Below are 26,406 nucleotides of genomic sequence, written 5' to 3'. Positions count from 1 at the left end.
GTTGTCCGAGATCTGGCCCCTCGCCGGAAAGACCATTCTCATCACCGGCGCAGCCGGCGGCATCGGTGCCGCCAGCGCCATCGCACTCCACACCCGCGGCGCCAACGTCGTGCTCACCGACATACACCTGGATGGTGTGGAGCGGCTCGCGAATCGGCTGGGTGGAAGCCGCGTGCTGCCCCTCGCACTCGATGTCACAGACCCCGACAGCCTGACGGACGCGGTCGAACAGTCGGTGGAGAAATTCAGCGGCATCGACGTCACCTTCGCCAACGCGGGTATCGCCGCTGCCACGCCCAGCACCATCTTCACCAGCGACCCAACCGAATTCGAGCGCATCATCGAGGTCGACCTGCTCGGTGTGGTCCGGACCGTGCGTGCGACGCTGCCCCAGATCGTCGCAAGCAAGGGCCATGTGCTCGTCACGGCCTCGGTCTACGCGTACTTCAACGGAACGATCAACGCCGCGTACGCCATGTCCAAAGCCGGTGTCGAACAATTCGGCCGGGCACTTCGCACCGAGCTCGCCGTGCACGGAGCCACGGCGGGCGTGCTGTATCCGGGATGGGTGCGTACGCCGATCGCGCAGAGCGCCTTCGGCGGCAACGATCTCGTCACCGCGATGCGTCGGCAGCTCTATCCTCGTTTCCTCGCGGAGGCGATCGAGCCCGAGACCGTCGCCGCTCGTATCGTGGAAGGCCTCGAGTCGCGATCTCCACGCATCATGGTTCCCCGTAGATGGGCGCCGATCTCCGCGCTGCGCGGCGTGGTCAACCCGTTGACGGACTGGGCTCTCGAGCGCAATTCGCAACTGCGAGAACAGCTACGACAGCTCGAACAAACGGCTCAGTCGAGTACCCGACCCGGGCAAGGTACCGGAATCGCGGAAAGCGGGCGACAAACTCGATCCGCCTCCCCAGCCGCACAGTAGGGTGCCGATTCACCACAATGGGTCTGCCGCACAAGTCTCGTGCGGCAGACCCATTGTTGTGCCCATGTCGTGACAGCGTGTTCGTGACCGAAGTCGCTCGGCGTCAAGACTCGAACCGAAATGCCGACGGAATCGTCGGTGCGAGAGAGAGTTTCCGCAGCGCCGCCAGTGCGGCGTTGTGCCCGGCCATTCCGTGCGCGCCGGGCCCTGGCGCGGCCGCGGCGGAGCACAGGAACATCGTGCCCGCGATGTGGTAGGGACTCAATGTCAAGGCGCAGTATGGATTGCCGCCTCGGGACTTCCGGAATGCTGGGCAAACTGTGCTGAGGCCGTCACGGTGGAGGATGTTGCGCGCCGGATCTCGACCCGATGGAGGCCCCCGCCGAAGTCGACCTGAACTGGCCGCCCAACTCGTCCACCGCCTGCCAGGCCAGGTCATCGTCGACTTCGATGACCTGGCCGCATCTGGTAACGTCGACGAGCTCTTTCGCGGGCTGCCGCGCAGCGGCACCAAGGCGGTTGTACGGATCGGCGGCGAGGCCTGAGCCAGGCCCCCGATCGGTCCGGGTGCGGTTTCCAGCGAGCTGTGTCTCAGCGAGCCGCAGCGATGAGTAGGGACTCGATATCGGCTGCGGCGGCGGGTTTGCCTGGGTCTTCGGCGAGTCGGGCGAAGTCGCCCAGCGCCAGGTAGGGTGCGACGAAGGCCGGGGTGCCCAGCGCCATTCGCCAGCTGTCGTGCAGCGATCCCGCGTCCACGCTGTCCCAGCCGATGGAGTCGAGGAACGCTGCCACCTGTTGCTTGGCGGGCTCGTCGTCGCCTGCGACGGGAAGCGCGCTGCGATCCGTCGCTCCCCGAGGCCGGGCGAGCGCGGTGATGTGCGCGGCGAAGATCGTGTTGAAGACCTTCACGACGCGGCTGCCGGGCAGCTCGCGCTGAACGAGCTCACTGGTGGTCGCCGTGCCGTCGGCGAGCTCGGTCGGGGGGTCGCCGTCACGGGATGGGTCGAAGTTCGTCGCGTCGAGGACGATTCGGTCGGTCAGCGCCTGTGCCGGGAGGTCTCGGTAGGCGAAGAAGGGCACGGCGACCAGGACGAAGTCACCGGCGCGCGCCGCATCAGCGGGGGTCGCGGCCCGCGCTCGCTCGCCGAGGCGCGCGACGAGCCCGCCCAGCGAGTCGGGGCCACGGGTGTTGGCAAGCACGACGGAGTGGCCGGCGGCGACGGCCGCCTGTGCCACGCTCGCGCCGATGTTGCCGCTGCCGATGATGCCGATCGTGGATCTCACTCACATACCTCCCAGTGCAAGGCGCCGACCAGTTCGGGGTCAGTCATCGTCCTGTTACTCGTGATCCGGTCTCGATCTACGACTGCCACGTCAGTTGTTCGCGGGTGCGTAGTTCGCGGGCACGCCGGTGGCGCGGCGCATGAACGCGTCGAAGACGCGGTTGGGCAGCGTGTTGTGCAGGAAGATCATGGGCTTGGCGCCGAAGCCGACGGCGTAACGCGTCTTGGGCCGGCGTGCCCGGACGGACTTGACGATGGTCTTGGCGATCAAGTCCGGCGAGGACATGCGGCGTTCGTTGGCCTCCGAACTGAGCGAGTCGGCCACGGCGTTGGCCTGCGGGGCGTACGGGCCGGTGCCGGAGGCAGCGCGCGCCCTCTGCGCGGCGATGCCGCCCCACTCGGTCTTGATCCCGCCTGGTTCGATCACCACGACGTTGATGCCGAAGGGCGCGAGCTCCAGGCGCAGGCAGTCGCTTAGTGCTTCCAGCGCGAACTTCGTGGCGTGGTACCAGCCTCCCAGCGGGGTGCACATGCGGCCACCCACCGAGGTGATGTTGACGATGGTTCCCGAGCGCTGCGCCCGCATGTGCGGCAGGGCCAGCTGGGTCAGGCGCGCCGCGCCGAACACGTTGACCTCGAACTGTTCCTTGGCCTCCTGCAGGGGTACGTCCTCGACGGCGCCGTAGGAACCGTAGCCGGCGTTGTTGACGAGGACGTCGAGCCGTCCGGTTTCGGCGATGAGCTTCTCGATGCCTTCCTGCATGGAAGTGTCGTCGGTGACGTCCATGGCCAGCAGCCGGATCCCCTGCTCGGTCAGGTGTTGCATGCGCTGCACACGCCGCGCCGCGCCGTAGACGGTGTACCCGGCCTCACGCAGCGCGAGCGCGGTGGCCTCGCCGATCCCCGACGAAGCTCCGGTGACGAGTGCGACCTTGGTGGTCATGGTGGCGATCCTTTCGGTGGACGTGGTGACCTTTCGCCATGAACGCTAGAAGTGGATCCGCGGCCTGGCACTAGCGTGGCGCGCCAACTGACTTGCGTATGACGCCAGCTTTTCGATGGCGCGCATGGCGAGAGGAATGGCGCCATCTGTTGGTGACAGGCATGCCGGTGGTCGTTACGCTCCCGTCGTGAGCATCGGACGATTCACCCTGGATCCCAGCATCAAAGCCCTGCTGAAGGACCTCGGTGTGTCATCCGCCCGGGTGCTCCGGCGCGCCCAGCTGCCTGCCGACCTGTTCGGCCGCGGCCCGGTCGACCTCTCCGTCGAGGAGTACTTCCGGTTGTGGGAGGCACTCGACGCCGAGAGCGGCGATCCGGACCTGGCTGTCGCGATCGGCCGGTCGATCTCGGTCGAGATGTTCAACCCGCCGATCTTCGCCGCCCTGTGCAGCCCCGATCTGCGGACCGCGGCCGAGCGCATCGCCACCCACAAGCCCCTCGTCGGGCCCCTGCACCTGCGGCTCGACAACGACGACGAAGGCTTGACGATCAGCTTCCGGTGGCCGCCGGACACGCCCCCGCCGCCGCTGCTGGCCGCCGTCGAGATGGTGTTCTGGGTGGCTCTGGCCCGGATCGCGACCCGCCACGACGTCCGGGCGGTCCGGGCCACCGATCCCTGGCTCCCCGCCGAGCACGCCGGCCTGGACGACTACCTCGGCGTAGAAGTCCACAGCGGAAAGACGCACGCGATCACCTTCGCGCTCGCCGACGCGAACCGCCCGTTCCTCACCGAGAACGAGGAACTCTGGCGGTTCTTCGCCCCGGAACTCCGCAGACGCCTGTCCGACCTGCAGGCGACCGCCAGCGTCGCCGAGCGGGTGCGGGCCGCGCTGCACGAAACACTTCCCGCCGGCGGAAGCTCCATGACCGCGGTCACCCGTCACCTCGCCGTCAGCAACCGCACCCTGCAACGACAACTGCAACTCGAAGGAACCACCTTCCAGGAAATCCTCGCCACGACCCGCGAAAACCTGGCCCGCCACTACCTCGGCAACAGCACCATGCGCACCGCCGAAATCGCTTACCTGCTTGGTTACGACGACACCAATTCCTTCTACCGCGCCTTCCGCACCTGGACCGGAACCACCCCCGACGCCCTCCGGACCGCAGCCGTCGCCCGAGCCTGAACGCCCACCTTCCGGGAGCGCTGTTCAGACCAGACCCTCACTGAGGCTGTGGAGGGCCCGATCCAGCACCTCGCACAGCACCTCACCTGGATCGGCGAGCCAGTACTCGTAGGACGCCACAGCGACGCCGAGGGCGGAATAGGCAACCGTTTGAGGAAGGAGTTCGTCGGCGGCCACGCCCGAGCCTGGTGGCCACGAAATCCGCGACGACGTCGCGCCATTCCCGGTAGCGAAAGGTCGAATGGGCGTGCAGCGCAGGGACTTTCAGAATGAGTTCCATCCGCCTTCGATGCCACGGGACGTGCTCCGGGTCGAATCGATTGAAGTCGACGACCACACTGCGGACCGCATCCATGACCGGCTGGTCGGCTGGACACGCCGCGAACCGTTCGCGCATCAGCGCCAACTGCTCGTCGAAGCTGCCCCAGACGACGTTCGTTCTTGGAACCGAAGTACCGGAAGAACGTCCGTTTGCTGACACCGACGGCCGCGGCGATGTCCTCAACCGTGGTGGCCTCGAATCCGTGGCGATCGAAGAGTTCGAAGGCGGCAGCGCTTTTCCGACGCCGGTGCAGTGCGGATAGACACGTTTGCCGACTTCGGTAAACATTCGTACGGAGTGCGCCGAAGGAACCTGCGCAACGTATACGGTCATGTTTCGTCGAGTACGGCCAGTTGGCGGTTTCACCGGTTCGTTCGACGAGCCGCGACAGATGTTGCTGCGACCAGGTTCCGATGAGCTGAGTAGCGGTGTCTCCGAGTCGAATCAGCCTAGGCCCCAAGGTGTATCGACGATTCGGCAATTGGCGGACGTAGCCTCGGTTCACGAGAGTTCTGATGATCCGATGGATTGTCGGCAACGGCAAGTCGACGGTTTCTGCCAGCTCCGTCACGCCGATCGGCCCGCCCGACGTCGACCGGTGTGATCGTGGCCGAGCACGAACTCGTCGCCCCCGGTGAAGCTTCGATTTCCGATGATCACTACGACGTGCCCCGCCCGGCACCCAGCCGCTGACCACGCCCGAAAACCACTGTCGAGCAACAGTTCTGCGCACTCGGCGACAAGGCCGAAGCGTCCGTCGTTGGCGCGGCTGCGATCGGCAACGCCCGCCTCGGCGCCGAGGAATCCTCGACGAAGCCGCCCAGACCGCCGACCCGATCCACCTCACGAGAGTCTTCGACATCGCCGCCAAGACGGCAATGACCTACGTCCAGGCCGCCCACCCGAACGACACTCGACGACACCTCGATATCGATGGGCGCCATAGCTTGCACCGACAGGCGGCCTCTGAGAGTTGGACGGCCGCGAGGGGGATCGGTATCGAAGTCGGCGTGAGACTGGACCTAATGGGAGGTGATCAGCAGTTCTCACCCGGGGTGACCTGGTTTTAGGGAAAGCTGATCAATCGAGCCGCTGGCCGGTGAGCACTCTCGTGACCTGGAATGATGTCCGATTCCTAGTGTTAGGTCGTGCCCCGGCCGGTCGGCGAGGTCACCTGTAGCGCTGGTGGGGTGTCGTGCCGATCGAGCACTGATCCATTAGGTCGCCGTCGGGTTGTCGTCCTGATTGGGTACCGGGTAGCTCCACGGCAGGCTGTGGAGCTGCAAATCCGGGTGGCGGCCCTCGGCGAATCCGGTCCTGACGAAGCCGACGGCCTCGAACACGGTGCGGCCCATCCAGGAACTGCCCGGCCGACGCAGTTCGCGCAGGAGAGCGCGTGCGAAGTACGTCGGAATACCGCGGTGAATGGCCTTCTTGGAGACGAAGGTCATCGGGACGAACATGTGATCGTGCAGGTTCTGCCCGACCGGCAGGTCCGCCTTCACCTCGATCCCGAGCTCGCGCAGATGCGCGGCCGGACCGATACCGGAGAGCATCAGCAGCCGCGGCGAGCCGATCACCCCGCAGGAGACAATGACCTCCTTGCCAGCGCGCAGGATGCGACGTGCGCCATCGCGGTCGGCGATCTCGACGCCGGTGGCGCGGCCCTTCTCGATGACGATGCGCAACACGTGGACTCGCGTGATCACCTCGAGGCCGGAGTTCGGACGGTCGGTGAGGAACGCGCGAGAAGAGCTGTAGCGCAAGCCGTTCCGCACGCTTTGCTGGAAGATCGAGATGCCTTCCTGCGATACGCCGTTGTAGTCCTCGATGATCGGTGCCCCCAGAGTCTGCGGCGCCGCGACCATGAACTCCTCGGTGATCGGGGTGAGATCCTGCTGGCGGGTGACCTCGATGGGGCCGCCTGCGCCGCGATAGTCGTCGGCTCCGCCCTCCCAGTTCTCGAGACGCTTGTAGGCGGGCAGGATCTGGTCGTAGCTCCAGCCGGTGTTGCCCTCGGCGGCCCAGGAGTCGAAGTTGGCGCGGTTGCCGCGCACGAAAAGCATGCCGTTGACCGAACTGGATCCACCGAGCACCTTGCCGCGAGTCATCGGGATTTCGCGGTCGTTGGCGTGCTTCTGCGGGACCGAGTACTGCTTCCAGCACACCTGCTTCTTCAGCCGCGGAATGGTGTGCACCATCGTGATCAGGCCGGGACTGGTGACCAGCCGAGTGTTGTCCTCGCGCCCGGCCTCGAGCAGGATCACCTGGGCGCCGTGCTCGGTCAACCGGCCCGCGACGACAGCGCCGGCGCTACCAGCGCCTACCACGATGTAGTCGGCTTCGCTCATGAATATGCCTGCCTGACTTGGTATTCCACCGTCGCTGCGCGCGGCCTACGCATAACGGACACGCCAGTGTTTGATGCCGTTGATCCAACCCGAACGCAGACGCTCGGGCTCGGACACCTGCGACAGATTCGGCATCACGTCGGCGAGGGCGTTGAACATCAGGTCGATTTCCAGCCGGGCCAGGTTCGCGCCGACGCAGTAGTGTGCTCCGGTTCCGCCGAAGCCCAGATGCGGGTTGGGGTCGCGCAGGATATCGAAGCCGAACGGATTCTCGAACGCGTCCTCGTCGAAATTGGCGGAGCTGTAGAACAATCCGAGGCGCTGTCCCTCGCGTATCAGTTGTCCGCCGAGGTCGGTGTCCGCGGTCGCGGTGCGTTGGAAGGCGGATACCGGAGTCGCCCAGCGCACGATCTCGTCCGGAGCCGTGCGCGGACGCTGCTGCTTGAACAGTTCCCACTGGTCGGGGTGGTCGATGAACGCCTTCATGCCGTGTGTGATCGCATTGCGTGTGGTTTCGTTGCCCGCCACCGCCAGCAGGATGACGAAGAAGCCGAATTCCTCCGATGCCAGAGCTTCCCCGTCGACATCGGCGTGCACGAGTTCACTGACGATGTCGTCGAGCGGGTTGGAGCGGCGCTGCTCGGCCATGTTCCAGGCATAGCCCAGGATCTCCACCGACGCGTTGGTCGCCGCATCCGTGGTGGTGGTGTCACCGTATTCCGGGTCGTCGTAGTTGAGCATCTGGTTCGACCAGGCGAACAGCTTGCGTCGGTCCTCCTGCGGGACGCCGAGTAGTTCGGCGATGGCCTGCAGGGGCAGTTCGACCGCTACCTGTTCGACGAAATCCCCGTCGCCGTTTTTCTTGGCCGCGTGCACGATGGCGGCCGCCCGCTCGGTGAGCGCCGCGCGCAGGCTCTCGACCGCACGCGGGGTGAAGCCCTTGGAGATGATGCGCCGGATCTTGGTGTGCTTGGGCGGATCCATGTTCACCAGCAGCGCGCCGGTGAGCTCGATCTGCTCGGGCGTGGCCTCGCCGGGCAACCGGATGATCGAGCCCTTCCGCTGTGAGGAGAAGATCTCCGGTTTACGCGAGATCTCTTTGATGTCTTCGTGTTTGGTGACGACCCAGTAGCCCCCATCGCGGAAGCCGCCCGACTGCTCGTCGGTCTGGGCGTTCCACCACACCGGTGCGGTGCGGCGTAGCTCGGCGAATTCTCCACGGGGGTTTCGGGTTTGCCAGAGTGCCGGATCGGTGAAATCGAATCCTGCGGGGATGGACGGCGCTGACAAAGCTTCCTCCTGAAAGGCCGACGTCGTTGTGGACCGGGATGTCCGAGGTCACTTCCCCCGGCGGCGGTAGCGGACGCGGCACGGCTGTTGCAGCTGCACCACCATCTTGGAGTGGTCGTTGCGGTAGGTGTCCGACGGCTGGGCCAGCTCGAATTCCCAGTCCCGCAATAGAATCGAGAAGATCGCCTTGAGCTGCATGAGCGCGAACGGTGCGCCGACGCAGCGATGCCGACCGGCGCCGAAGGGAATCCAGGTCCAGCGATTGACGGTGTCTTCTTGCCGCGGATCGAGGTAGCGGCTCGGATCGAAGGCATCCGGGTTCGGGAAGTCCTCCGGAATCCGGTTGGAGATCGCGGGAGTCGCGGCAACCATGTCACCCGGCGCGATCCGGTTGCCGCACACTTCGAACTCGTCGCGCGCGATACGCATCAGGATGATCAGGGGCGGATGCAGACGCAACGTCTCCTTCAGAGTGGCCTCCAGCTTCGGAATCTGTCGCAGCGCATTGTGACTGACCGCTGAGCCATCGGAGTACAGCTCATCGAGCTCGGCCACGACGGTGGCCAGAACCTCGGGCTGGCGCAGCAACTCGATGATCGTCCAAGCCGCTGTGCCGGAGGTGGTGTGGTGGCCGGCGAACATCATCGAGATGAAAATGCCGGTGATCTCGCTGGCGGAAAACCGCGGTGCCCCGTCTTCGTCCTTCACCGAGATCAGGACATCGAGCATGTCGCGCTGGTCTTTTCCGGTCGGCGGGTTCGCCTCGCGCTGATCCATGATCGCCTGCACCAGTTCGACCAACTTGGAGCGAGCTTCGTCGCGCCGCTTGAAGCTCTCGATCGGCGCGTAGGGATCCACATAGGCGAGTGCGTCGGTGCCTTGCTCGAGCTCGTGGTAGAGGTGCGCGAAGCGCGAGTCGAGCTGGTCGCGGAACTTCACCCCGATCAGGCAGGCCGAGGAAGTGTAGATAGTCAGCTCGGCGAAGAACTCGAGCAGATCGATCTCGCCCTCGTCATCCCATCGGGCGAGCATCCGATCCACTTCGCGCTCGATGGTGCCGGCATGCCCGCGCATGTGGTCCGCGCGCAGGGCCTGGTTGTGGAGCATCTCCTTGCGGCGCTCAGGTGGGGCGTCGAAGACGACGCCTTCGCCGAAGATCGGCTTCATGAACGGGTAGGCCGCACCCTGATCAAGGTCCTCGTCGCTGGCGCGGAAAAAGAACTCATTGGCCTCCGAGCCGGACAGCAGAATCACATCGCGCCCCGCGAGTTCGAAGGAACCGACATCGCCGCATTCGGCGCGCACGCGTCGCATGAGGGCGATCGGATCTGTGCGGAACTCTTCGAGATGCCCGTGTTCGTCTTCGCCCCCGGACACGCGCTGCGGCTTGACCAGCGTCATTGGAAATCCTTCCCGGAATACCTGTCCAGACACATATTGGACATGTGTCTGGACAGTACTATGGTTCGCAGCTCGCGACAAGACTCGCCGTCGTGGCGGGCGGTTGTGTGGGTGCCTGAGCGAAAAGGCCGCGCTGAGACGTGGTTGAGCGATGCGGTTGTCGACTAGCGCAAGCGTCACGTGCCCAGATCCGATATCGAGATCGAGAACGCCGCAGCGTTGACTACGCCATGAACCCTGGCGGTCCTAGCTCCCGCCGACCGGGTGCGCCGCAGGCGCGACGGTAGCCGGGGGTACGAGTCCCAGCTCGGCGTCGGCGAAGGTTGTGGCCATCTCGATCAGCGTGGATGCGTCCGCGGCCTGGGTCAGTCGCTGCGTGAACAGCCCGTCCACCGCCACGATCAGCTTGAACGCACTCGTCGCCGGATCCTCGACTCGGAACACCCCGAGCCTGATCCCCTCGTGCAGAACATCTTCAACCGCATCCGACCACAAGCCATTCTGTCGATCCAACTCGGCACGTAGCGCATCGTTGGTCCGGCCGAGCCGCCACACATCCATACAGATCGCGGCCCCGCCGGTGTCCGATGTCTCCAGGGTGCGCACGAGTTGGGCGATCTTGGCGGGCGGCGACACGACGGCAGCCATGGCCTCGCGCAACTGTTTCAGGTGCGACTCGCTGACACTGCGAAAAGCGGCGGTTACAATCGCCATCCGATCCGCCCTGGATGTCGGTCGGGAGCGCGTTGAAGCCGGTGGGCTGCTTCCACGAAGCAGCCGCGTGACTATTCCTGCCGGTTTGCCATGCCATATTTTCAACGCATTTCAGGCGCGACACACTAGTCGGTGAGGAAATTGGTTACCTGGCTGGCGAACTTCTCGGCGTTTTGGAACAGGAATGCGTGACCTGCGTCGCTGTAGAGGAGCAGGGTGGCCGACTCGAGGTGCTGGACCGCGAAATAAGAGGCCATCGCCGGGGTCATCGCGTCTTGTATGCCGTTGGCGTAGAGGACTGGATGCTTGATGGTTTGCAAGTTCGCGCGGACTTCATCGGAGGGAGTCGACGCGATTTTGGCGATCGCGGCGAACTGGCCCTGCACGGCTGCCTGCGAGACGTTGGGGCGGCCGGTGGTGAGCCGAGTGGAGACCCTGGCGAGGTATTCGTAGCCGGCGGTGCGACCGGCGTCGGTCTCGGGGAAGAACAGGTATACCAAGTCGGCGTCGGTGATATCGGGCTTGGTGAAAGTGGCGCGGACCTTCTCGCTCGGGGGTTGCGCGCCGGGCACGGAGCCGCCTGGCGTGCTGGCCGCCACGATGAGTTTGCGGACGAGGTCGGGGCGGCGCAACGCCACCTGCTGGGCCACATTGCCGCCGAGCGTCCAACCGAGCAGGTCGACTTCGGCGAGGCCGATCGCTTGGATGAATTCGATTGCGCCGTCGGCGAATCCTTCGATGGAGTCACGTGGTTCACCGGTGGTGTAGCCCACCCCGATGTCGTCGAACACGATCACGTCGTGCTCGGCTGCCAGGTGATCCAGCAACTGCGGATCCCACCAGTCGATAGTGCCGCGGAAGCGATTGAGCAGGACCAGGGGGACGCCTCCGCGTGGGCCGATGCGCCGATAGGTGAACCGAGCCGAGGGGCCGTCCACGGACAGGTCCTCGGCGGCGTCCGATAGATAGGTGCTCATGTAAAGCGTTCCTTTCTCGATGTCGGGCGATTCAGGCGGGCAGCCGGTTGAGCTTGCGGAGTTGCTGGTCGAACATCCGGGCGGGAACGAGGCGGCGCATGGTGCCCACGCGCCCGCTTTGGCCGACGGGATAGCGCAGTTTCGGCTTCGAGTCGGTCGCTGCCGCGACGATCGCGTTGGCGACGAGGCTGGGATCGTCCCCGCCCTTGACCGCGTCGGCCATGTACTCCGCGAAGACCTGCCGATGCTGGGCGTAGACGTCCAGTGGCAGGTCGGGCGACACACTGTTCGCGTCGAAAGCCGTACTGGTCCAAGCGGGTTCGATGAGCAGGACCCGCACGCCGTACTCGCGAACCTCATGGTCGAGGGACTCGGAATAGCCCTCGACGGCATGCTTGGATGCCGCATACACCGCCATATAGGGCTGAGGCATGAAGCCGACGATGGAGGAAATATTGACGATGCGCCCACTGCCTCGGGCGCGCATATGCGGTAGCACGGCGTTCGTCATCCGCAGCACGCCGAAGAAGTTGATATCGAAGACTTTCTGCGCCTGGACAACCGAGCTTTCCTCCGCGGCGCCCGCTGAGCCGATGCCAGCGTTGTTGACCAGCACATCGATCTGCCCGCACCGCTCGATCACCTGCGCGACCACAGCGGTGGCCGAGGCTTCGTCGGTGACGTCGAGGTCGAGAAAGGTTACGCCCTCGGGCGGGGTGAGGTGCGTGGTGTCGCGGCCGGTTCCGATCACTCGGAAACCCGCCTCGACCAGTGCGAGAGCTGCTGACTTGCCGATACCGGACGATGCACCTGTCACCAGGGCTACCGGTTGTGTTGTGGTCATTGTGAACTCCTTGGAAAGTGCGGGGATCGGCATATTCGACGTGCGTCGCGCTGCCGATGAGTGGTGAGTGTGTCGGCGTTCGCCTACCTGCCACCGGCGAGTTCGGGATATAGAGCCGATGGGTCGGCGGCAAGCCCGGCTTTGACCTGTCGTGTCAGGTCGTCGGCGAGGACTTCGAGTGCGTTGGCCTCGATACCGTCGAGGGCTTGATCCGCGACACTGTGTGGCGAGGACTTGGGCGCGTCGATTCCTGCGGTCAGATCGGTGTCGACGTAGCCGACATGCAGTCCGGTGACGCCGATACCGCGAGGGTTCAGTGCAAGGCGTAGGGCATTGGTCTGCGACCACAGTGCGGCCTTGGACGCGCTATAGGCATCGGTGCCCGGGACGACGATCCAGGAAAGCGCCGAATGAATGGTGAGGATGTGGCCACCACCGTTGCGTTCGAGGATCGGGGCGAACCCGCGGGTGACATGGAGCGCGCCGTAGAAGTTGATCTCGAACTCCCGGCGGATGTCGGCGATGGGCGAGTCGAGAAACGATGAGCCGAACGAGGCCCCGGCATTGTTGACAAGGATCGTCACGTCGGGTGCGTGCTCGGCCAAAGCTGCCGCGGAGTCCGGGTCGGTGAGTTCCAGTGCCAACGGGATGGCGTCCGGGTGAGTGATTGTGCGGGGGTCGCGGGCGGTGGCGTAGACCTTGCTTGCCCCACGCGCGTAGAGCTGTTCTACCAGCGCTTTACCGATGCCGCGGCTACCGCCGGTGACGAGTGCTACCGATTCTCGGATCTTGGTCATGGGCTACCTTCTCTGTGGAAACCGATCTGTTTCCACCACTGTAAACAGATCGGTTTCCAAAACGCAAGAGGATCGGTAATCTGGGGCTATGAACGACCCGACACCGCTCGCGGCACCGACCGGCGCTGCCTCCACGCGCGATCGGCTACTCGACGCCGCCGCGCGACTGTTCTACGACGAGGGCGTTCACGTCGGAGTCGACGCGTTGTGCCGCGCCGCCGGTGTGTCCAAGCGCTCGATGTACAAACTGTTCGGCAGCAAGGACGAACTGGTGGCCGCCAGTCTGGAACGCTCCGCACCCGAATATCAGGCCGCCCTGCTGCCGCCCGCCGACGACGACCGGCCGCCGCGGGCGCGGATCCTGCACGTGTTCGAACGATTGGAATACCTCGAGCCGGTACAGGACTTCCGTGGCTGTCCCTTCGTTGCGGCTGCGGTCCAACTCAAATCGCCCGAACATCCGGGGAGTCTGGTCGCCCGCCGACAGAAGGACCGGTTGACCTCGTTCTTCCGGTACGAGGCCGAACGCGGCGGTGCGCACGATCCCGCTCTGCTTGCGCGGCAGTTGACCCTCGTATTCGACGGAGCCAGCGCCCGATCGGTCGTGCAAGCACAGGATCTCGACGGACTCGCCGTCGCGACCGCCGCCACCCTGCTCGACGCCGCCGGCGTCGCATCGGTACCTCCCGCCGATAACGTCGATCACACTGCGTCCGCCGCAGCCGCAAAACATTCGGCCTGAGTCGAATCCTGTTGCCCTCGGATCATCCGCTCGACCATGCCGCTCCTCGTGAACGGAACTGCGATTTCGCCGGTCTCGGTCGATACTTCGGGTATTCCAGCTGGTCATCGACCCACGCTGCATCGTTGAGGCGTTCGCTGCGTGTAGGCCGGTAGGGTGCCTGACCTGATGGCGCACGTGAACTTCCGGTTTCGGAGCGCGCTAGCTGGACGGTTGACCAGTATTCTGCTCGGAGAATTAGGGTCACGGGGATCAGCTTGGGCCGGTTCGTGGTTGCTGGCTGGCGTACCGTGCGCCCGAGGATCAGAGGAGCTCCCTGTGACGTTCGTTTCCCGCCGATTGATACTGGGTGGCGCCGCCGGTGTGGTGGGGACCGCTTTCGCGGCAGGTGCCGCCGGTGCGACGCCTAGGTCCGGCGAGCGTCCTCGACGAGAAGCGGATGGCCAAAACTATCTGATCGGATGCGGCATCGCAGATGTCACGGGCGCCGTGGCAGGTCAGGGAATGATGGGTTATTCGGATCTCGAACAGGTCGCCACTGGGCTGCTGATGCGGTGCTGGGCTCGGGCTTACATCGTGATGGACAGGACAACCGGGGATCGCGTGGTGTTCGTGAACGTCGACATCGCCTGCCTGTTCCAGTCGGTGCACCTTGCCGTACTACAGCTGTTGACGTGGCGCTTCGGCGACCTCTACACCGAACGCAACGTCAATATCAACGCCACCCATAACCACAACTCCTGTGGCGGTACCGCGCGCGAATACGCGTACTCGTTGGCCGCCAACGGTTTTCAGCAGAATTCGCACGAGGCCGAGGTGCGCGGCATCGTGGCCGCGATCGTGCACGCTCATGAGCGGCTGGCGCCGGGAACGATACTGCTGGGCCACGGTGAATTGCACGATGCGAGCGCGAATCGTTCTCGTGTGGCATTCGAACTCAATCCCGCCGAGGAGAAGGCGGAGTTTCCCAACGCCATCGATCCCACGATTACCGTGCTGCGATTGCAGCAGGGCGGCAGGGACGTCGGTGCCATCACATGGTTCGCGACGCACGGCACCTCGCTCACCGATCGCAACACGCTGATCGCCGCGGACAACAAAGGCTATGCCAGCTATCGCTGGGAACACGATGAGATGGGCGTGCGCTACCTGGACGGTCAGCCGGGTTTCATCGCCGCGTTCCCGCAGACGAATGCGGGGGATATGACCCCGAATCTCGATCTCGTGAAATTCCACCCGGGTGGGCCCACCGACTCCAACCGGGCGAATTGTGCGTTGATCGGTGAGCGCCAATATCAGGCTGGCCGTGCGGCTTTCGCGGCAGCGCGGCCGATGGCCAGTGGGGGTGTCGACGCGGTATTGCGCTATGTGGACATGAGTGAGGTGTCCATCGACGGTGCATACATCCCGGACGGAAAGAGCGCCCGGACATCGCCCGCGATGATGGGTGCCGCGGCGATGGCGACAAGTACCGAAGACAACTGGAGAAGCCAGCTCTTCTTCCTGTTCGAGGGTGTACAGAATCCGCTGGTGGATGCGCTCGGTGGTGTGGATGCGCCGATCGAGCAATGGGTGCGTGACGTCCAGGCCCCCAAGCTGATCGGTGTTCCGCTGGGAATTCTGCCGCCCAGGCCCTGGGTGCCGTCAGTGGTGCCGATCCAGATCATGCGCATCGGCGATCTGGTGCTCGCCTCGGGGCCTGCTGAATACACCGTCGTATCGGGATTGCGTATCCGGCGTGTGGTAGCGCGCGCATTGAATGCGCCGGTCGAGAACGTGATCGTGCAGGGCTACGCCAACGGTTACAGCGGCTATGTGACTACCCCGGAAGAGTACGTGTCGCAGCAGTACGAAGGTGGGGAGACGCTTTACGGGCGCTGGACCCTGCCTGCGTACATGCAAGAATTCGACCAATTGGCACGAGCTTTGGCCGCGCGGGTAGATCTGGGGCGCGGACCCGCTCCGTTGGACTGGTCCGGCGGACCGCAACCCGACCTGCTGCCCGCCGTACCGCCGGACGCTCCGGTCACCGGCCTGCGATTCGGTGACGTCATTACCGCTCCACAGCAGCAATATCACGCTGGGCAGACGGTCGACGTGCAGTTCGCGGGCGCGCACCCGAACAACGATTTCCACACCGGGGGAACCTATTTCGAGGTGCAACGTGCGGTCGGCGACGACTGGCGGCGAGCTTTCGACGACAACGACTGGTGCACGGAACTGCACTGGTCGCGGCCGGACGGACAGCCGACGGCCTCGATTATCGGTATCCAGTGGGCCATCCCGGTTGACGTCGACTCCGGACGCTATCGAATCCAGTACACAGGCAACAGCCGGGATGCCGCGGGCGGGCTGACCGGATTCACGGCCACGACTCCAGAGTTCCGCGTCGACTGAGTGCGGTTGCCTGGGGAGGAGGGTGGCTGAGCCGGACAAGCTGGTGGGCGCCGCGGTCATTCCGGTTCAGTCGTCTGATCGACAGTCCGCCAATATCTTCGGATTGGCTTCTCGAACTGTTCGCCGCGCAGAACGCCTCAAAGACCTTGCGGTGCCCAGTGTTCCACGGGTGCAGTCGCCGGTCAGGATCGAGGCATTCTTGCACCCCTTGCTGCCAACGCTGGGCCATGTAGGTGGTGTGCGCGAGCGCGCTGGCGCGGTTTTAGCTGGGTCAGCAGTTCGTCGATGTTCACACCAGGATCATGTGCTACTGCCCCTTCGGCGCTTGTCCGAGCTTCGCACCCTGCCGTTACCAGCAACGCACGTCGGGGGCCGGGCATCGAGCACGAGCCCGAAACTCACATAGCCGAAACCGAATTCGATCCTCCGACCTACGAGTTCACCGTGTCGGGCGACCTCGTGTCGCAACGTCGAACAGTGCGTGCTGTGGAGCCGATTACGCCAACTCACAGCAGCCGATTCCTGATCTGGTGATGGCAGTTGTGGGATTTGGTCCGGACGGTGGGGGAGGCCTACTACCATCAAGGCCAATTTTCTTGTGGCATCGGATGTTCGGGAGGTCGGGGCGATGTTCGGTACGAGGTGCGCGCTGGTCGCTGTCGCGGGGGCCGCGACGATGACGCTGTGCTCGACACCGGTGAGTGCTGCTCCCGAGGACGAGTTCATCACGTTGAATTCCGTGGTCACGCCGTCGCCCGACGGCTTGCATGCAACTGGCACCTATCGGTGTGAGAGCGGTATCGGATATCTCGACGTCTCCGCGCAGATGGAAACCAATGGCAGCGGCACGATCCAGCTGACCAGTTCCCCGCCGGGGCTGACCCTGCAATGCACAGACAGGGTCGAGAGTTGGTCCGTTGTGCTGAAGCCGTCCAATGGGCTGCCGGTGCTCGTGCCCTACACCGAGGGCACCGGTACTGCGCAGCTGAACAGGAAATATTGGAAGGCCGATTCCGGACAGGTGGCTCTCCACCTCGGGTAACCCGCAATACCGTGCGCCTGACCATGAGCCCGGTCATCGCCCTGACTTCGGCGACCGGGCTGGTCGGGCATGTGCTCGCCGCCGAGTCCGAAGACATCCATTTGCGCGGCAAGTCCGTCGCCGAACTCGCCGACCATGTGCTGCCGAGCCTGACCGCTGCCATGAGCCTGCTCGGCACGCAACACCCGGATGAGGCCGACAACTTCCGCGGCACCGTCCTGGTGGCCGTCGAAGCCGCCGCCGGGTCCGGCAAGGGCGAGCCCAGCCCCGCTGTGGCTGTGATGGCCCGCAAGATCAGCGCGGCCCTAGACGCCGCCTGACGGGTACGGGGCTGGTCGTGGGTCCTGTCCGGACCCCACCACACAGCTACCGACCGTCGAACCTCAGGGTGCGGCCGCGTGGCCGTGGGGAAATACGCGATAGGCCGGATGAGCGGATATGGGGACGCCGCCGCGCCGCCGCGACTCGACCGCGTGCCTGCGCACCGGGCGGGCGTTGCGCGTCGCCCGAGCCCGCACCCGTGGACGCAGCAAGAAGTTCGTCGGCCCCGACAACCTGATCCGCCACCGCCCAGCCGAGGCTCGGGATCGTGCTATCGCCGGGTAAGGGGATCTGATCCTGGGCCTGGCAGCTCTGCGATCGGCACCCTCGTCGAGCGGACCACCCGATTAACCATGCTGCTGCACCTGCCGCGCATATCCGCTTTCCGATCACGGTGGCGGCAGGCGGCATCCCCGAGAGCCTTCGGTGGTCGATAAGTGAAAGTGATCGTAGGCGGCCCGAATCGGTGTTGTTCCCGGCGCCCGCTTCTCGCAGGCTTGGGCAGCACATAGGGAAACACAGACTGCATCCCCCGGTGACTCGGGGTCCAATCTTGGACAATCGGGAGAACAATTGTCACGCACCAGGTTCGTCGTAAGCGCTTTCGCTTCTCTGGCGCTGGCCGGCACCGCGCTGGCCGGAAATACCTTCACGAGCACCCCAGCCTCCGCTGATGTGCTCACCGACCCGGGCGCCTCGGTCGCCGACCTCAACCCTGGCCCTGCGGTTCCCGCGGTCGCCGACCTCAACCGCGATGGCTACCCGGACGTCGTGTTCAGCGACTTCGTTCTCGGGAACGGTGTGTCGGTTTTCCTGGGCAAGCCCGGCGGGGGTTTCCGGCCCACGGTCCGCTACACCACCGGTGGTCAGGCGGACTACGTCGCCATCGCGGACTTCAACCACGACGGCAAGCTCGACATGGCCGTCACCAACTTCACCTCGAACGACGTCTCCATCCTGATCGGCAACGGCGATGGCACCTTCGCCAAGGCCGTCAACTACTCGACCGACCTTGCCCCCGGGGCGGTGGTCGTCGGCGACTTCAACCACGACGGCAACCCCGACATGGCCACCTCCAACCAGGCACCGTCGATGTCCGTGCTTTTGGGCAACAGCGACGGCACCTTCGCCAAGGCCGTCGACTACTCCAGCAACCTGGGCGTCGGCTCCGGGTCCGCCGACGCCGCGGACTTCGATGGGGACGGCAACCTCGACCTGCTACGCGGCAACTACGTCAACAGCACCATCCAGATCTACCGCGGCCACGGCGACGGCACCTTCGCCACCCCGATCACGTTCAGCGAGGGCGCCCTGACCGCCTGGTACGGCATGGCGCGCGACATCAACGGCGACGGCAAGCCCGACATCCTCTTCTCCAACCTCGCCGGCGGCACCGTGTCCACGCTCTTCAATAACGGGAACGCCACCTTCGGCGCGCCCAAGGCATACCCGACCGGCGGCCTGCTCCCGCAGTGCTTCGACCTCGCAGACATCAACGGCGACGGAAAGATCGACATGCTGGTCGCCAACGGTGGCACCTCGAGCATCGGCGTCCTGCTGGGTACCGGCAACGGCACCTTCGGCGCCCCCCACACATACCCCTCCGGCGGGCTCGTCCCGCTGTCCACCCCGGTTCTCGCCGACTTCAACGGCGACGGAAAGGTCGACGTGGTCATCGGCAACACCGGCTCGGGGAACATCACCCTGCGCTACGGCAACGGCGACGGCACCTTCGGCTCCCCTATCGACTACGCGGCCTGATCGACCTCGACAGGCGCCGGTGGGCACCTGTCACCGATCTCGAACGTGCCCGTCGCGCGATAACGCCATCATCGCGCGGCGGGTATGCCACGTTCCTGGTCGACGAAGCCGCCCTGACGGGGGAGCAGGCGAAAGCCGTCGACGATGACGCGCGCTGTTTCGGCCGGACGGCCGACATAGCCGCGCATGACATCGGTGCCGCGCACGACCACTCACCATCCGTGCCAACTCGGCACCCGAGTCGTCGATGGTACGAATCTCCTGTCCCGGCAAGGGGATTCCCACGGTTCGGGATCGGCGGGGACCCGCGAGCGGGTTGATGATGGTGCCAAATTTCCCTCGGACAGCCAGTACCCGTCGATGAGGGGGAACGCGTAGCGGGCCTCGAACCGGGTCAGCAACTCGGCCGAAGCCGTTGCCGCGCCGCAGATTCCGAAGTACAAGGACGACGTGTCGGGCCGGATGCTGTCCGGGAGCGCCGCAGGAATGGCATCCGCTGCAGAAGGTCGGACGCTCGGATTCGACGAGGTGGAAGAAGGACTGACATCCGACGGGCGACACTGCCGCTTGATGAGTGGTCGTTCACGGCGTAAGAACCGCCACATGAACGAGAAAGGCCCCGCACCTCGATGGTGCGGAGCCTCTCCAAGTCACGCTGAATCAGATAGCGCGGACATCCTGGGCCTGCGGACCCTTCTGGCCCTGGCCTACCTCGAACTCCACGCGCTGGCCCTCTTCGAGGGACTTGAAGCCCGACCCGCCGATAGCCGAGTAATGCACGAAGACGTCAGGGCCGCCTCCGTCTTGAGCGATAAAGCCGAAGCCTTTTTCACCGTTGAACCACTTCACACTGCCTTGAGCCATGTTATTTACAACTTCTTTTCTGTAGGTGAGCCGTGCAGATCGCTTCGATAAGCCCGGTCTCAACAGACAACTATGCCATGCCCCGCAGAATTCGCACGTCGGGGGCTCGTATACCGAGGGCTCGGCAAGGGTCGGCCGCAGTCATGAGGCCTGAAATATGCTCGCCGGGTTGTTCGGCGTCCCGCAGATCGGGTCGGACTCGACAAGCGGTTGTGCACCGGTCGAGGTGCTGGGCAGGGACATGCACGACGCGAGCCCGTCCGAGATTGCCGGGCGCGGTGCGTCATCGAGTCACAGAGAAGTCAAAATTGGCCTACCCCAACATCTTCCGCGCGAAGGGTGGTCCAATTTCATGATCAACCGTTGTAGATGACTCGATGTACCCAGGCCGCCGGTCAGCTTGCCGGGTTGGCCGTCGACCCGCGCGTCCGCCACGCGATGACCGCCTATGCCCGCTCCATACTCGACCGGCGAACTGCCCGCCCCGCGGTATCCCCGCAGTCGACCCGGGCACTCCCGGCCCACCGTGCGGCTTTCCCGCCGGAGGCCATGTCATGGGTGCGGAGTTGGTTGGTGGACACCGGCCTTGCCGCGTCCGCAGCCGAATTGAACCACCGCCGGTGGGCAGGAGCGTTCCAGCTAGCGGAAGCCATGGCCCCCGCCATGCCCCCAACGGACGCGGCCCGTGAACAAACCGTCCTCAGCATGGCCATGCTCTGCCTTGTCTGGGACGACATCTTGGAGGATCCGCAGTTGACCGACCTGCAAGCCATCACCGCGCTGAAGCGTGGCCTGGTAGCAACACTGCGCCAGGACCCGCAGAAACCGTGGCGGCCAGGCGCGCTCCCGACGGCTTGGGCGAGTATGTGGCCGCGCTTGCGCGAGGGCCGCAGCGCCAGCTGGCAGAAGCGGTTCCTCGACGGCCTCGAGGAGTGGTTCGAAGCCTGCGAACGCGAAATGCACCATCGCATCACCGGCTACATCCCCTCCACGGCCGACTATCTGCCGTTGCGGAGAGCGACCAGTGGGTTCGACGTCGCCCTCGCCGCGCTGGAGATGTACCACGACATCGAACTGCCGCCGAAGCTGAGCAGCCACCCCGTGATCCGCCGTCTCGAGGAACTCGCCTTCTTTGTGGCGTTCGTGGAGAACGACCCGGTGGGATTCGATCAGGACGAGGCCGACCAAGTCCCCTACAACCTGGTCCGGGCGGTCCGTCACGAGACGGGCTGCACCCGCGACGAAGCCATCGAGCAGGTGCGCCGCCAGCTCGCGGAGCGCCGCGCCCAGCTCGACGCGGTGATCCGCTATATCCCCGCGCTGCTGCGGATCCTTCCCGGCCTATCCGGCCAGGGGAAGAAGTACGCGGCGATCTTCGAAACCACGACGAACATGGCGCTGTCGGTGCCGCAGAGCGATCGGCACACGCAAACCTCCGGGTCCGAAGGGCCGGAGCCGGATTTGGAACGCCTGCGCCGCGAGATCTATCACCCGGCAGCCGACCCGGCGCATGCCGCGCCGTAATCCCTATTGGGGTGTCCCGTGCGATCGACTGTGCAGTGGTCGCGCGGGACAGCGGTCAGTGTTTCGCGGGCTGTCCGGGGACGCCGAGCGGCGTTGTGGCGCTGAGAGCCGAACGAGTCCGAAGACGGTACAGGCAGTGCCGTTATCGAAGATCAGCGCTTGTATTCGTCACCGCCGGATGGAACGGCAGCGCCCGTCCGGTGGCGGCACCGACGTGGCTCAGGCGAGTGCACCGCGAAGGTCGGCACGGTCATGGGCGCATAACCAAGAAGTAGCGACGTGGTGCCGGTTCCGCGGAGTAGCCTTCCGTTGCATGAGCGCATGCGAGGTTTGCGGTAACGAATACGCTATGCCGATCGTCGTCGAGGCTCAGGGAAAACGGCATGTCTTCGACTGCTTCGAATGTGCGATCCACCGCATGGCACCTATATGCGAGCACTGCGAGTGCAAGATCATCGGCCACGGTGTGGAGGCGGATGGTCGATTCTTCTGCTGCGTGCACTGCGCGGTGTCCGAGGGGGCCAGAGGCTTGGTCGACCACGTGTGACGGCGGTGCTGTCCCGGGACCGAGGGTTCTTCTCGGCATCCCGGCGCAGGAGCGGTCAGTCGTATGGAGTTCGAGCTGCTCGGTGTCGGGGCGATGAACTCGCCGCGGTACCGTCCCGCTGGGCTGCTGGTGTGCTCCTCCGAGTCGCGAATCATGTTCGGCGGCGGCCCGGGAGCCGAGCCCAGCGGCCGTATCGACACCTGGCTGCTCACCGACAACCGTGCCGAGCTCATCGGGCGGATACGCCGCCTTGCGCGGGTTTACGACACCGAACCCGCAGTCGGCTCTTACCGTGATCGAGCACTGCGGGTCGACCCGTGCCCTGTCGTGCACACCAACCACCCCACCTTTGGCTATCTCATCTCCTGCGGCAGCCGTCGGGTGGTGTGGGCACCCGAGTTCTGGCAGTTCCCACCGTGGGCGGCTGGTGCGGACCTGATGTTCGCCGATGCCGCGGGCTGGACTCGGCCGATTCGTTTCGCGCGCAACGTCGGCGGGCACGCCGCCGTGTGCGACACCGCCCGCCTCGCCCGGGAAAATGGTGTTCGACGACTGGTTTTCGCTCACATCGGCCGCCCGTCGATCCGTGCCATCGACCGCGGCGCCGTCCCGGAATTCGGCGAGTGGGGGGTCCAAGGCCGGACCTACCACTGTTGACGAAGCACCGCGCGGGCGGTTTCAGCGCGGCAGGATGCCACGTTCGTGGGCGGTGGCTCGGTTGAGTCGGGTCGATACGCGGGTGGCGAGAGCCGCGCCGCGCATCAACCATCGGAAGCTCTTGGATGATGGTCCTGGGAGCAGTCCGGCCAGTTGCACGCCGTCGATGAGGTCGTAGAGGGTTTCGCCCTCGTACATCAGGTGGTCGGTATTGAAGTGGTATCGGTCCACCGCTGTGCATTGGATGAAGGCGCCGTTGCCGGGGAGGGCGACGGTATCGGTGCCGTAGGGGTGCAGTTTCAGTGGGCCGACGAGGTGGCCGCTGCCGTAATACCGGACGACAATGCGTACCTCGCCATCCGGCGCCACGTCGAGGTAGGACTGTCCGGGGATCGGGTCGTAACGCCAGTCGGGGATGGCATCGAAGAACGCGAAGTTGTACTCCACGAATTGATCGAGGCCGATCATGGTGGCGCCCAAGGTCGTAACGTCTTTGTAGCGCAGATTCTCGGTGTAGAGCTCGTGGTTGTGGCTCATGTCCCGGGTCTGCCAACTCCACCAGTACTTCTTCGCCCACTCGAGTGTCCAGGCGATGTCGAGGCCGTGCTGGTGGTAGAACTCGATCTTCTTTTCGTACTCGTCGAACCATTGCTGGGTCATTGCGGTGAGGGCCGGTTCATCGAGGACCTTTACGGGTTCGGCCCGGTTGTTCAGGATTCGCGGTATCGGCTGCGCCAGGCGCGGCTGGCGCAGCGATCGTTGGAATTTCTCTTCATCGAACATCGACCACTCCATCGGGAAGCAACTGGTTTCCGATTAGGGTGATTGCTAATGTGGCGCCGTGTCAAGGAGTTACGGTGGACGGGCGGCGGAGGATCGCGTCGCCGAACGGCGAAACCGGCTCGTCGACGCCGGTGTCGAAGTGGTCGGGCGCGGCGGCGTTGCTGCCTTGGGTATGCGGGCGGTGTGTCGGCAGGCGGGGTTGAGCCAGAAGTTCTTCTACGAGAGCTTCTCGAACATCGAGGCGCTCCTGCATGCCGTGTACGCGGCTGCCCTGTCGCGGATGGAAGACGCTGTCGCACCGGCAGTGTCCTCGGGTGACTTGCGCGGCGTATTCGATGCCGCCGCGCGCCTCATGGAAGCCGACCCGCGCATCTGCCGCATCCTGCTGATCGAGCCGCTCGCCGATGTCGGCCTGAGGCGTCACGTGCGAGCGACCACCCCGGGAATCGCCGTGTCGGCGCTGGGTGGTCTCATCGGCGGTGCACCCGATGATCCTCTGGTCAGGATGCGGTTCTCGGCGCTGTTCGGGGCGCTTATCTCGCTGTTCGTGGAGTGGACCGAGGGAAACCTCGGTACCGACCGCCGCGCCTTCGTCGATCACGTCACCGAGGTGGCCAAGCAACTGGTCGGTCCGCGGTCGGCGTAAACCGCTGAAGGTTTCAGTACGCCCACGACGGGTAGCCAGCAATTCCCGGCGGGGCGCCGGTGGTTTTCCTGATGTTCGGTCGGCTGCACGGAGTTGGTTCGGAAGGAGAACCGACATGTCCCTCGCTCCGCTTCTGGCCGAAGTCACGAACCTCAACCCCGAAACGCCGCCGCTGTCGGAGCGGTTGATCAGGCTGGTCGGGTTCGTCACCTGGCTGCATTGCGCGGCGACCATCACCGGCGTGGTCTGCGTCTGTGCTCAAGCCGCCTGGGCACGCGGCCACAGCAGCCCGATCAGGTTCACCACCGTGCTGCTGCGCGCCGCCCTCGCCACTGCTGTGGTGGTGAGCGCTGGTCTATTGCTGGAATCCATAATCCGGTAGCCGCTCAGGCGCGGGCTGAGAATAACTCTGCGCGGGCTGGCGAGCATCGGACCCGTCGGAAACATCGCACACGCTCGCCTCGCCACCGGCGGGGCTGGACGAGGTGGATCCGGGTCATGCGCGTATTCAGGCGTCGGGCTGCGCAAGCCGATGCGCACCGTCGGATCTCGTTGAGCCCACAGTTGTCGCTGTGTTTGCTTCTGGTGTACGCGCAGTGCTATTTTCCCAGCCCATCGGCTATTTCCAATGTATCGCTGAGAGTTTGCCGATAAGGTCGCACGTGAGCTCGGACTTGCTGGTCAAACGAATGCCGTGAACTACCCATGGAGGTCATGGTCTTGACTCGTCGGTTTCTTCATTCTTTCTTCAGGCGCAGCGGTTCGGTCCGGGTCCTCGGTGCGCTCGGTAGCGCGGCACTCGGGTTGCTGCTGGCGACGACGGCAACTGCGGAACCGTTGTATCCGCAGCCCGATCCGGACCCGTTCTTCGCCGCCCCGGCGGACCTGGCGGCGCACCGGCCCGGTGATGTGCTCGGCGTGCGGCCGATGCCGCCCGTGGTGCTCTTCCCCGGCGCCACAGTGACGCTGGTGGCATTCCGATCCACCAACTCGCACGGCGCGCCGATCGCGGCCACCACCACGGTTCTCACCCCTGTCGGCCATCAGCCCGACGGGCCGCTGCTGTCCTATCAGCACTTCATCAATGCGCTCGGCACTGCCTGCGCGGTATCGCATCAGCTGTACAGCGGCGATCCGAATCTGGTGACGACGGCGTCGATGTTGAACACGGCGCTGGCGCAGGGCTGGAGTGTCGCGCTGCCGGATCATCTCGGCCCGAACTTCGCTTTCGGGGCGGCGCGTCTGGGCGGCCAGATCGTCTTGGACGGTGTCCGTGCGGTGAAACGGTTGCCCGAGCTCTCCGTGCAGCACAGCCGGGTGGTGCTGGCCGGTTACTCCGGCGGCGGCATGGCCACCGGATGGGCGGCCGCGCTGCAGCCGTCGTACGCGCCGGAACTGGAGCTCGAGGGCGCGGCCGTCGGCGGCGCCCCGATGAATATCGAGGCGATGGCGGAGGCGGTGGGCATGGAGACGCACCCGGCCTTCGGTCTGGCCATGGCGGCGGCGATCGGCCTGGAGCGCGAGTATCCCGACCGGATACCGATCAGCGCGTATCTCAACAAGCGCGGCCTGGCGATCCGGGACGCCATGGCCAACAGTTGCACCAACCAGATTCTCGCCACCGGTATCGGCGGCAGTGCGCGCGAATTCCTTGCCAGCAGCCCTACCGCTGCGTTTCCTGAGGCTCGGGCGGTGTTGAAGGAGAACAGCCTGGAAATGTACCCAGGGATTCCGGAAATACCGGTGTTCGAATGGCATTCGCCGACCGACCCCCTGATTCCGATCGACGCGATCGACCATGTCAACAGCCGCTGGTGTGCGGCCGGGGTGCGGCTGCAGACGATGCAAGTGCCGGCGTTCGAGCATCTGTCGGCCGCGGTGATCGGCGCGCCTGGGGCATTGACCTGGCTGCACGCCCGGATTCTCGGCGAGCCCGCACCCGCTACCTGCTGACGGATCGGCACCCGAGCGGCGTCGCCGCCGTGCAGTTGCCGCAGCGAAGTACCTGCGGCATCGGGTGGTGCGCGAAGACGGTGTGTGACGCCGGATTTCGACGATCGGCGGCCCCGGCGATGCTTCTCCG

The 26,406-nt window shown here is 65.1% G+C and carries 25 protein-coding genes and 4 pseudogenes; 14 read left to right on the top strand and 15 right to left on the bottom strand.

The features are described from left to right. The first annotated feature begins 1 nt into the window (after window position 1). Window positions 2-931, top strand: coding sequence for a short-chain dehydrogenase/reductase (locus ACQP1T_RS25400; RefSeq protein WP_433755596.1), 930 nt, complete (start codon window positions 2-4; stop codon window positions 929-931). Between the two features lie 591 nt (window positions 932-1,522). Here the strand turns inward: ACQP1T_RS25400 and ACQP1T_RS25395 are convergent. Together ACQP1T_RS25395 and ACQP1T_RS25390 are read right to left on the bottom strand one after the other, a co-directional pair. Beyond that, window positions 1,523-2,215, bottom strand: a complete 693-nt coding sequence (locus ACQP1T_RS25395; RefSeq protein ID WP_433755595.1) for an NADPH-dependent F420 reductase — start codon at window positions 2,213-2,215, stop codon at window positions 1,523-1,525. Window positions 2,216-2,305: 90 nt separating this feature from the next. After that, a complete protein-coding gene (locus tag ACQP1T_RS25390) occupies window positions 2,306-3,157 on the bottom strand; it encodes an oxidoreductase (RefSeq protein WP_433755594.1) in 852 nt (283 codons plus the stop codon). Window positions 3,158-3,344: 187 nt separating this feature from the next. On the opposite strand from ACQP1T_RS25390, the gene ACQP1T_RS25385 reads away from it, so the two are divergent. Continuing rightward, window positions 3,345-4,343: an AraC family transcriptional regulator ligand-binding domain-containing protein gene (locus tag ACQP1T_RS25385; protein WP_433755593.1), complete on the top strand. Its 999-nt coding sequence runs from the start codon at window positions 3,345-3,347 to the stop codon at window positions 4,341-4,343. 24 nt (window positions 4,344-4,367) lie between these two features. Here ACQP1T_RS25385 and ACQP1T_RS25380 read toward each other — a convergent pair whose 3' ends face one another. The 3 genes and pseudogenes from ACQP1T_RS25380 to ACQP1T_RS25370 form a co-directional block, all read right to left on the bottom strand. Then, a complete protein-coding gene (locus tag ACQP1T_RS25380; protein ID WP_433755592.1) occupies window positions 4,368-4,520 on the bottom strand; it encodes a hypothetical protein in 153 nt (50 codons plus the stop codon). A 64-nt stretch (window positions 4,521-4,584) separates the two neighbouring features. Further along, a pseudogene (locus tag ACQP1T_RS25375) lies at window positions 4,585-4,698 on the bottom strand (mycofactocin system transcriptional regulator); the annotation flags it as partial. Window positions 4,699-4,893: 195 nt separating this feature from the next. Then, window positions 4,894-5,242: pseudogene (locus tag ACQP1T_RS25370) on the bottom strand (IclR family transcriptional regulator); the annotation flags it as partial. Between the two features lie 14 nt (window positions 5,243-5,256). Here ACQP1T_RS25370 and ACQP1T_RS25365 point away from each other — a divergent pair. Beyond that, a pseudogene (locus tag ACQP1T_RS25365) lies at window positions 5,257-5,466 on the top strand (IS21 family transposase); the annotation flags it as partial. Between the two features lie 416 nt (window positions 5,467-5,882). Here the strand turns inward: ACQP1T_RS25365 and ACQP1T_RS25360 are convergent. From ACQP1T_RS25360 to ACQP1T_RS25330, 7 genes are all read right to left on the bottom strand, one after another. Then, entirely contained in the window at window positions 5,883-7,016 is a 1,134-nt protein-coding gene (locus tag ACQP1T_RS25360) for a GMC family oxidoreductase (protein ID WP_433755591.1), read from the bottom strand. A 45-nt stretch (window positions 7,017-7,061) separates the two neighbouring features. Beyond that, the gene (locus ACQP1T_RS25355) at window positions 7,062-8,306 is read right to left on the bottom strand and encodes a cytochrome P450 (RefSeq protein WP_433755590.1); all 1,245 of its coding nucleotides are present in this window, start codon (window positions 8,304-8,306) and stop codon (window positions 7,062-7,064) included. A 48-nt stretch (window positions 8,307-8,354) separates the two neighbouring features. Then, the gene (locus ACQP1T_RS25350) at window positions 8,355-9,707 is read right to left on the bottom strand and encodes a cytochrome P450 (protein WP_433755589.1); all 1,353 of its coding nucleotides are present in this window, start codon (window positions 9,705-9,707) and stop codon (window positions 8,355-8,357) included. A 246-nt stretch (window positions 9,708-9,953) separates the two neighbouring features. Then, window positions 9,954-10,421: a TetR family transcriptional regulator C-terminal domain-containing protein gene (locus tag ACQP1T_RS25345; RefSeq protein WP_433755588.1), complete on the bottom strand. Its 468-nt coding sequence runs from the start codon at window positions 10,419-10,421 to the stop codon at window positions 9,954-9,956. Between the two features lie 125 nt (window positions 10,422-10,546). Beyond that, window positions 10,547-11,398, bottom strand: a complete 852-nt coding sequence (locus ACQP1T_RS25340) for an alpha/beta fold hydrolase (RefSeq protein ID WP_433755587.1) — start codon at window positions 11,396-11,398, stop codon at window positions 10,547-10,549. Between the two features lie 31 nt (window positions 11,399-11,429). Continuing rightward, entirely contained in the window at window positions 11,430-12,242 is an 813-nt protein-coding gene (locus ACQP1T_RS25335; protein ID WP_433755585.1) for an oxidoreductase, read from the bottom strand. Between the two features lie 83 nt (window positions 12,243-12,325). Beyond that, complete coding sequence (locus ACQP1T_RS25330; RefSeq protein ID WP_433755583.1) at window positions 12,326-13,039, bottom strand: SDR family oxidoreductase; 714 nt, start codon at window positions 13,037-13,039, stop codon at window positions 12,326-12,328. A gap of 88 nt (window positions 13,040-13,127) precedes the next feature. Here ACQP1T_RS25330 and ACQP1T_RS25325 point away from each other — a divergent pair, with 88 nt between their 5' ends. From ACQP1T_RS25325 to ACQP1T_RS25300, 6 genes and pseudogenes are all read left to right on the top strand, one after another. Next, window positions 13,128-13,781: a TetR/AcrR family transcriptional regulator gene (locus ACQP1T_RS25325; protein ID WP_433755582.1), complete on the top strand. Its 654-nt coding sequence runs from the start codon at window positions 13,128-13,130 to the stop codon at window positions 13,779-13,781. Between the two features lie 318 nt (window positions 13,782-14,099). Further along, entirely contained in the window at window positions 14,100-16,178 is a 2,079-nt protein-coding gene (locus ACQP1T_RS25320; protein WP_433755580.1) for a neutral/alkaline ceramidase, read from the top strand. A gap of 628 nt (window positions 16,179-16,806) precedes the next feature. After that, window positions 16,807-17,220 carry a hypothetical protein gene (locus ACQP1T_RS25315; RefSeq protein ID WP_433755578.1) on the top strand — a complete coding sequence of 138 codons (414 nt, stop codon included), beginning with the start codon at window positions 16,807-16,809 and terminating at the stop codon, window positions 17,218-17,220. Window positions 17,221-17,243: 23 nt separating this feature from the next. After that, entirely contained in the window at window positions 17,244-17,540 is a 297-nt protein-coding gene (locus ACQP1T_RS25310; protein WP_433755577.1) for a hypothetical protein, read from the top strand. 136 nt (window positions 17,541-17,676) lie between these two features. Further along, window positions 17,677-17,972: pseudogene (locus tag ACQP1T_RS25305) on the top strand (IS30 family transposase); the annotation flags it as partial. A 244-nt stretch (window positions 17,973-18,216) separates the two neighbouring features. Further along, on the top strand, window positions 18,217-19,302 hold the full coding sequence (locus ACQP1T_RS25300; RefSeq protein WP_433755575.1) for an FG-GAP repeat domain-containing protein: 1,086 nt from the start codon (window positions 18,217-18,219) through the stop codon (window positions 19,300-19,302). 68 nt (window positions 19,303-19,370) lie between these two features. Here ACQP1T_RS25300 and ACQP1T_RS25295 read toward each other — a convergent pair whose 3' ends face one another. Further along, the gene (locus ACQP1T_RS25295) at window positions 19,371-19,514 is read right to left on the bottom strand and encodes a hypothetical protein (protein ID WP_433755573.1); all 144 of its coding nucleotides are present in this window, start codon (window positions 19,512-19,514) and stop codon (window positions 19,371-19,373) included. Window positions 19,515-19,962: 448 nt separating this feature from the next. Next, window positions 19,963-20,166, bottom strand: a complete 204-nt coding sequence (locus tag ACQP1T_RS25290; RefSeq protein ID WP_062987488.1) for a cold-shock protein — start codon at window positions 20,164-20,166, stop codon at window positions 19,963-19,965. Between the two features lie 573 nt (window positions 20,167-20,739). On the opposite strand from ACQP1T_RS25290, the gene ACQP1T_RS25285 reads away from it, so the two are divergent. Then, window positions 20,740-21,690: a terpene synthase family protein gene (locus ACQP1T_RS25285; RefSeq protein ID WP_433755571.1), complete on the top strand. Its 951-nt coding sequence runs from the start codon at window positions 20,740-20,742 to the stop codon at window positions 21,688-21,690. Between the two features lie 610 nt (window positions 21,691-22,300). Continuing rightward, complete coding sequence (locus tag ACQP1T_RS25280; RefSeq protein WP_433755570.1) at window positions 22,301-22,894, top strand: hypothetical protein; 594 nt, start codon at window positions 22,301-22,303, stop codon at window positions 22,892-22,894. A 21-nt stretch (window positions 22,895-22,915) separates the two neighbouring features. Here ACQP1T_RS25280 and ACQP1T_RS25275 read toward each other — a convergent pair whose 3' ends face one another. Then, window positions 22,916-23,677 (bottom strand): nuclear transport factor 2 family protein, encoded by a 762-nt coding sequence (locus ACQP1T_RS25275; protein WP_433755568.1) that lies wholly within the window; start codon window positions 23,675-23,677, stop codon window positions 22,916-22,918. Window positions 23,678-23,735: 58 nt separating this feature from the next. On the opposite strand from ACQP1T_RS25275, the gene ACQP1T_RS25270 reads away from it, so the two are divergent. The 3 genes from ACQP1T_RS25270 to ACQP1T_RS25260 all read left to right on the top strand — a co-directional run bounded on the left by ACQP1T_RS25270 (window position 23,736) and on the right by ACQP1T_RS25260 (window position 26,276). Then, on the top strand, window positions 23,736-24,323 hold the full coding sequence (locus ACQP1T_RS25270; RefSeq protein WP_433755567.1) for a TetR/AcrR family transcriptional regulator: 588 nt from the start codon (window positions 23,736-23,738) through the stop codon (window positions 24,321-24,323). Window positions 24,324-24,438: 115 nt separating this feature from the next. Then, the gene (locus ACQP1T_RS25265) at window positions 24,439-24,705 is read left to right on the top strand and encodes a hypothetical protein (protein WP_433755565.1); all 267 of its coding nucleotides are present in this window, start codon (window positions 24,439-24,441) and stop codon (window positions 24,703-24,705) included. Window positions 24,706-25,037: 332 nt separating this feature from the next. Continuing rightward, window positions 25,038-26,276 (top strand): lipase family protein, encoded by a 1,239-nt coding sequence (locus tag ACQP1T_RS25260; RefSeq protein ID WP_433755564.1) that lies wholly within the window; start codon window positions 25,038-25,040, stop codon window positions 26,274-26,276. The last annotated feature ends 130 nt before the right edge of the window (window positions 26,277-26,406 follow it).

Origin of the sequence: Nocardia sp. CA-135398, from assembly GCF_050955845.1 — a bacterium.
Lineage (GTDB): Bacteria > Actinomycetota > Actinomycetes > Mycobacteriales > Mycobacteriaceae > Nocardia.
The sequence above is the reverse complement of the archived record's forward strand: the minus strand, read 5'-3'. Positions and strand labels throughout refer to the sequence as shown.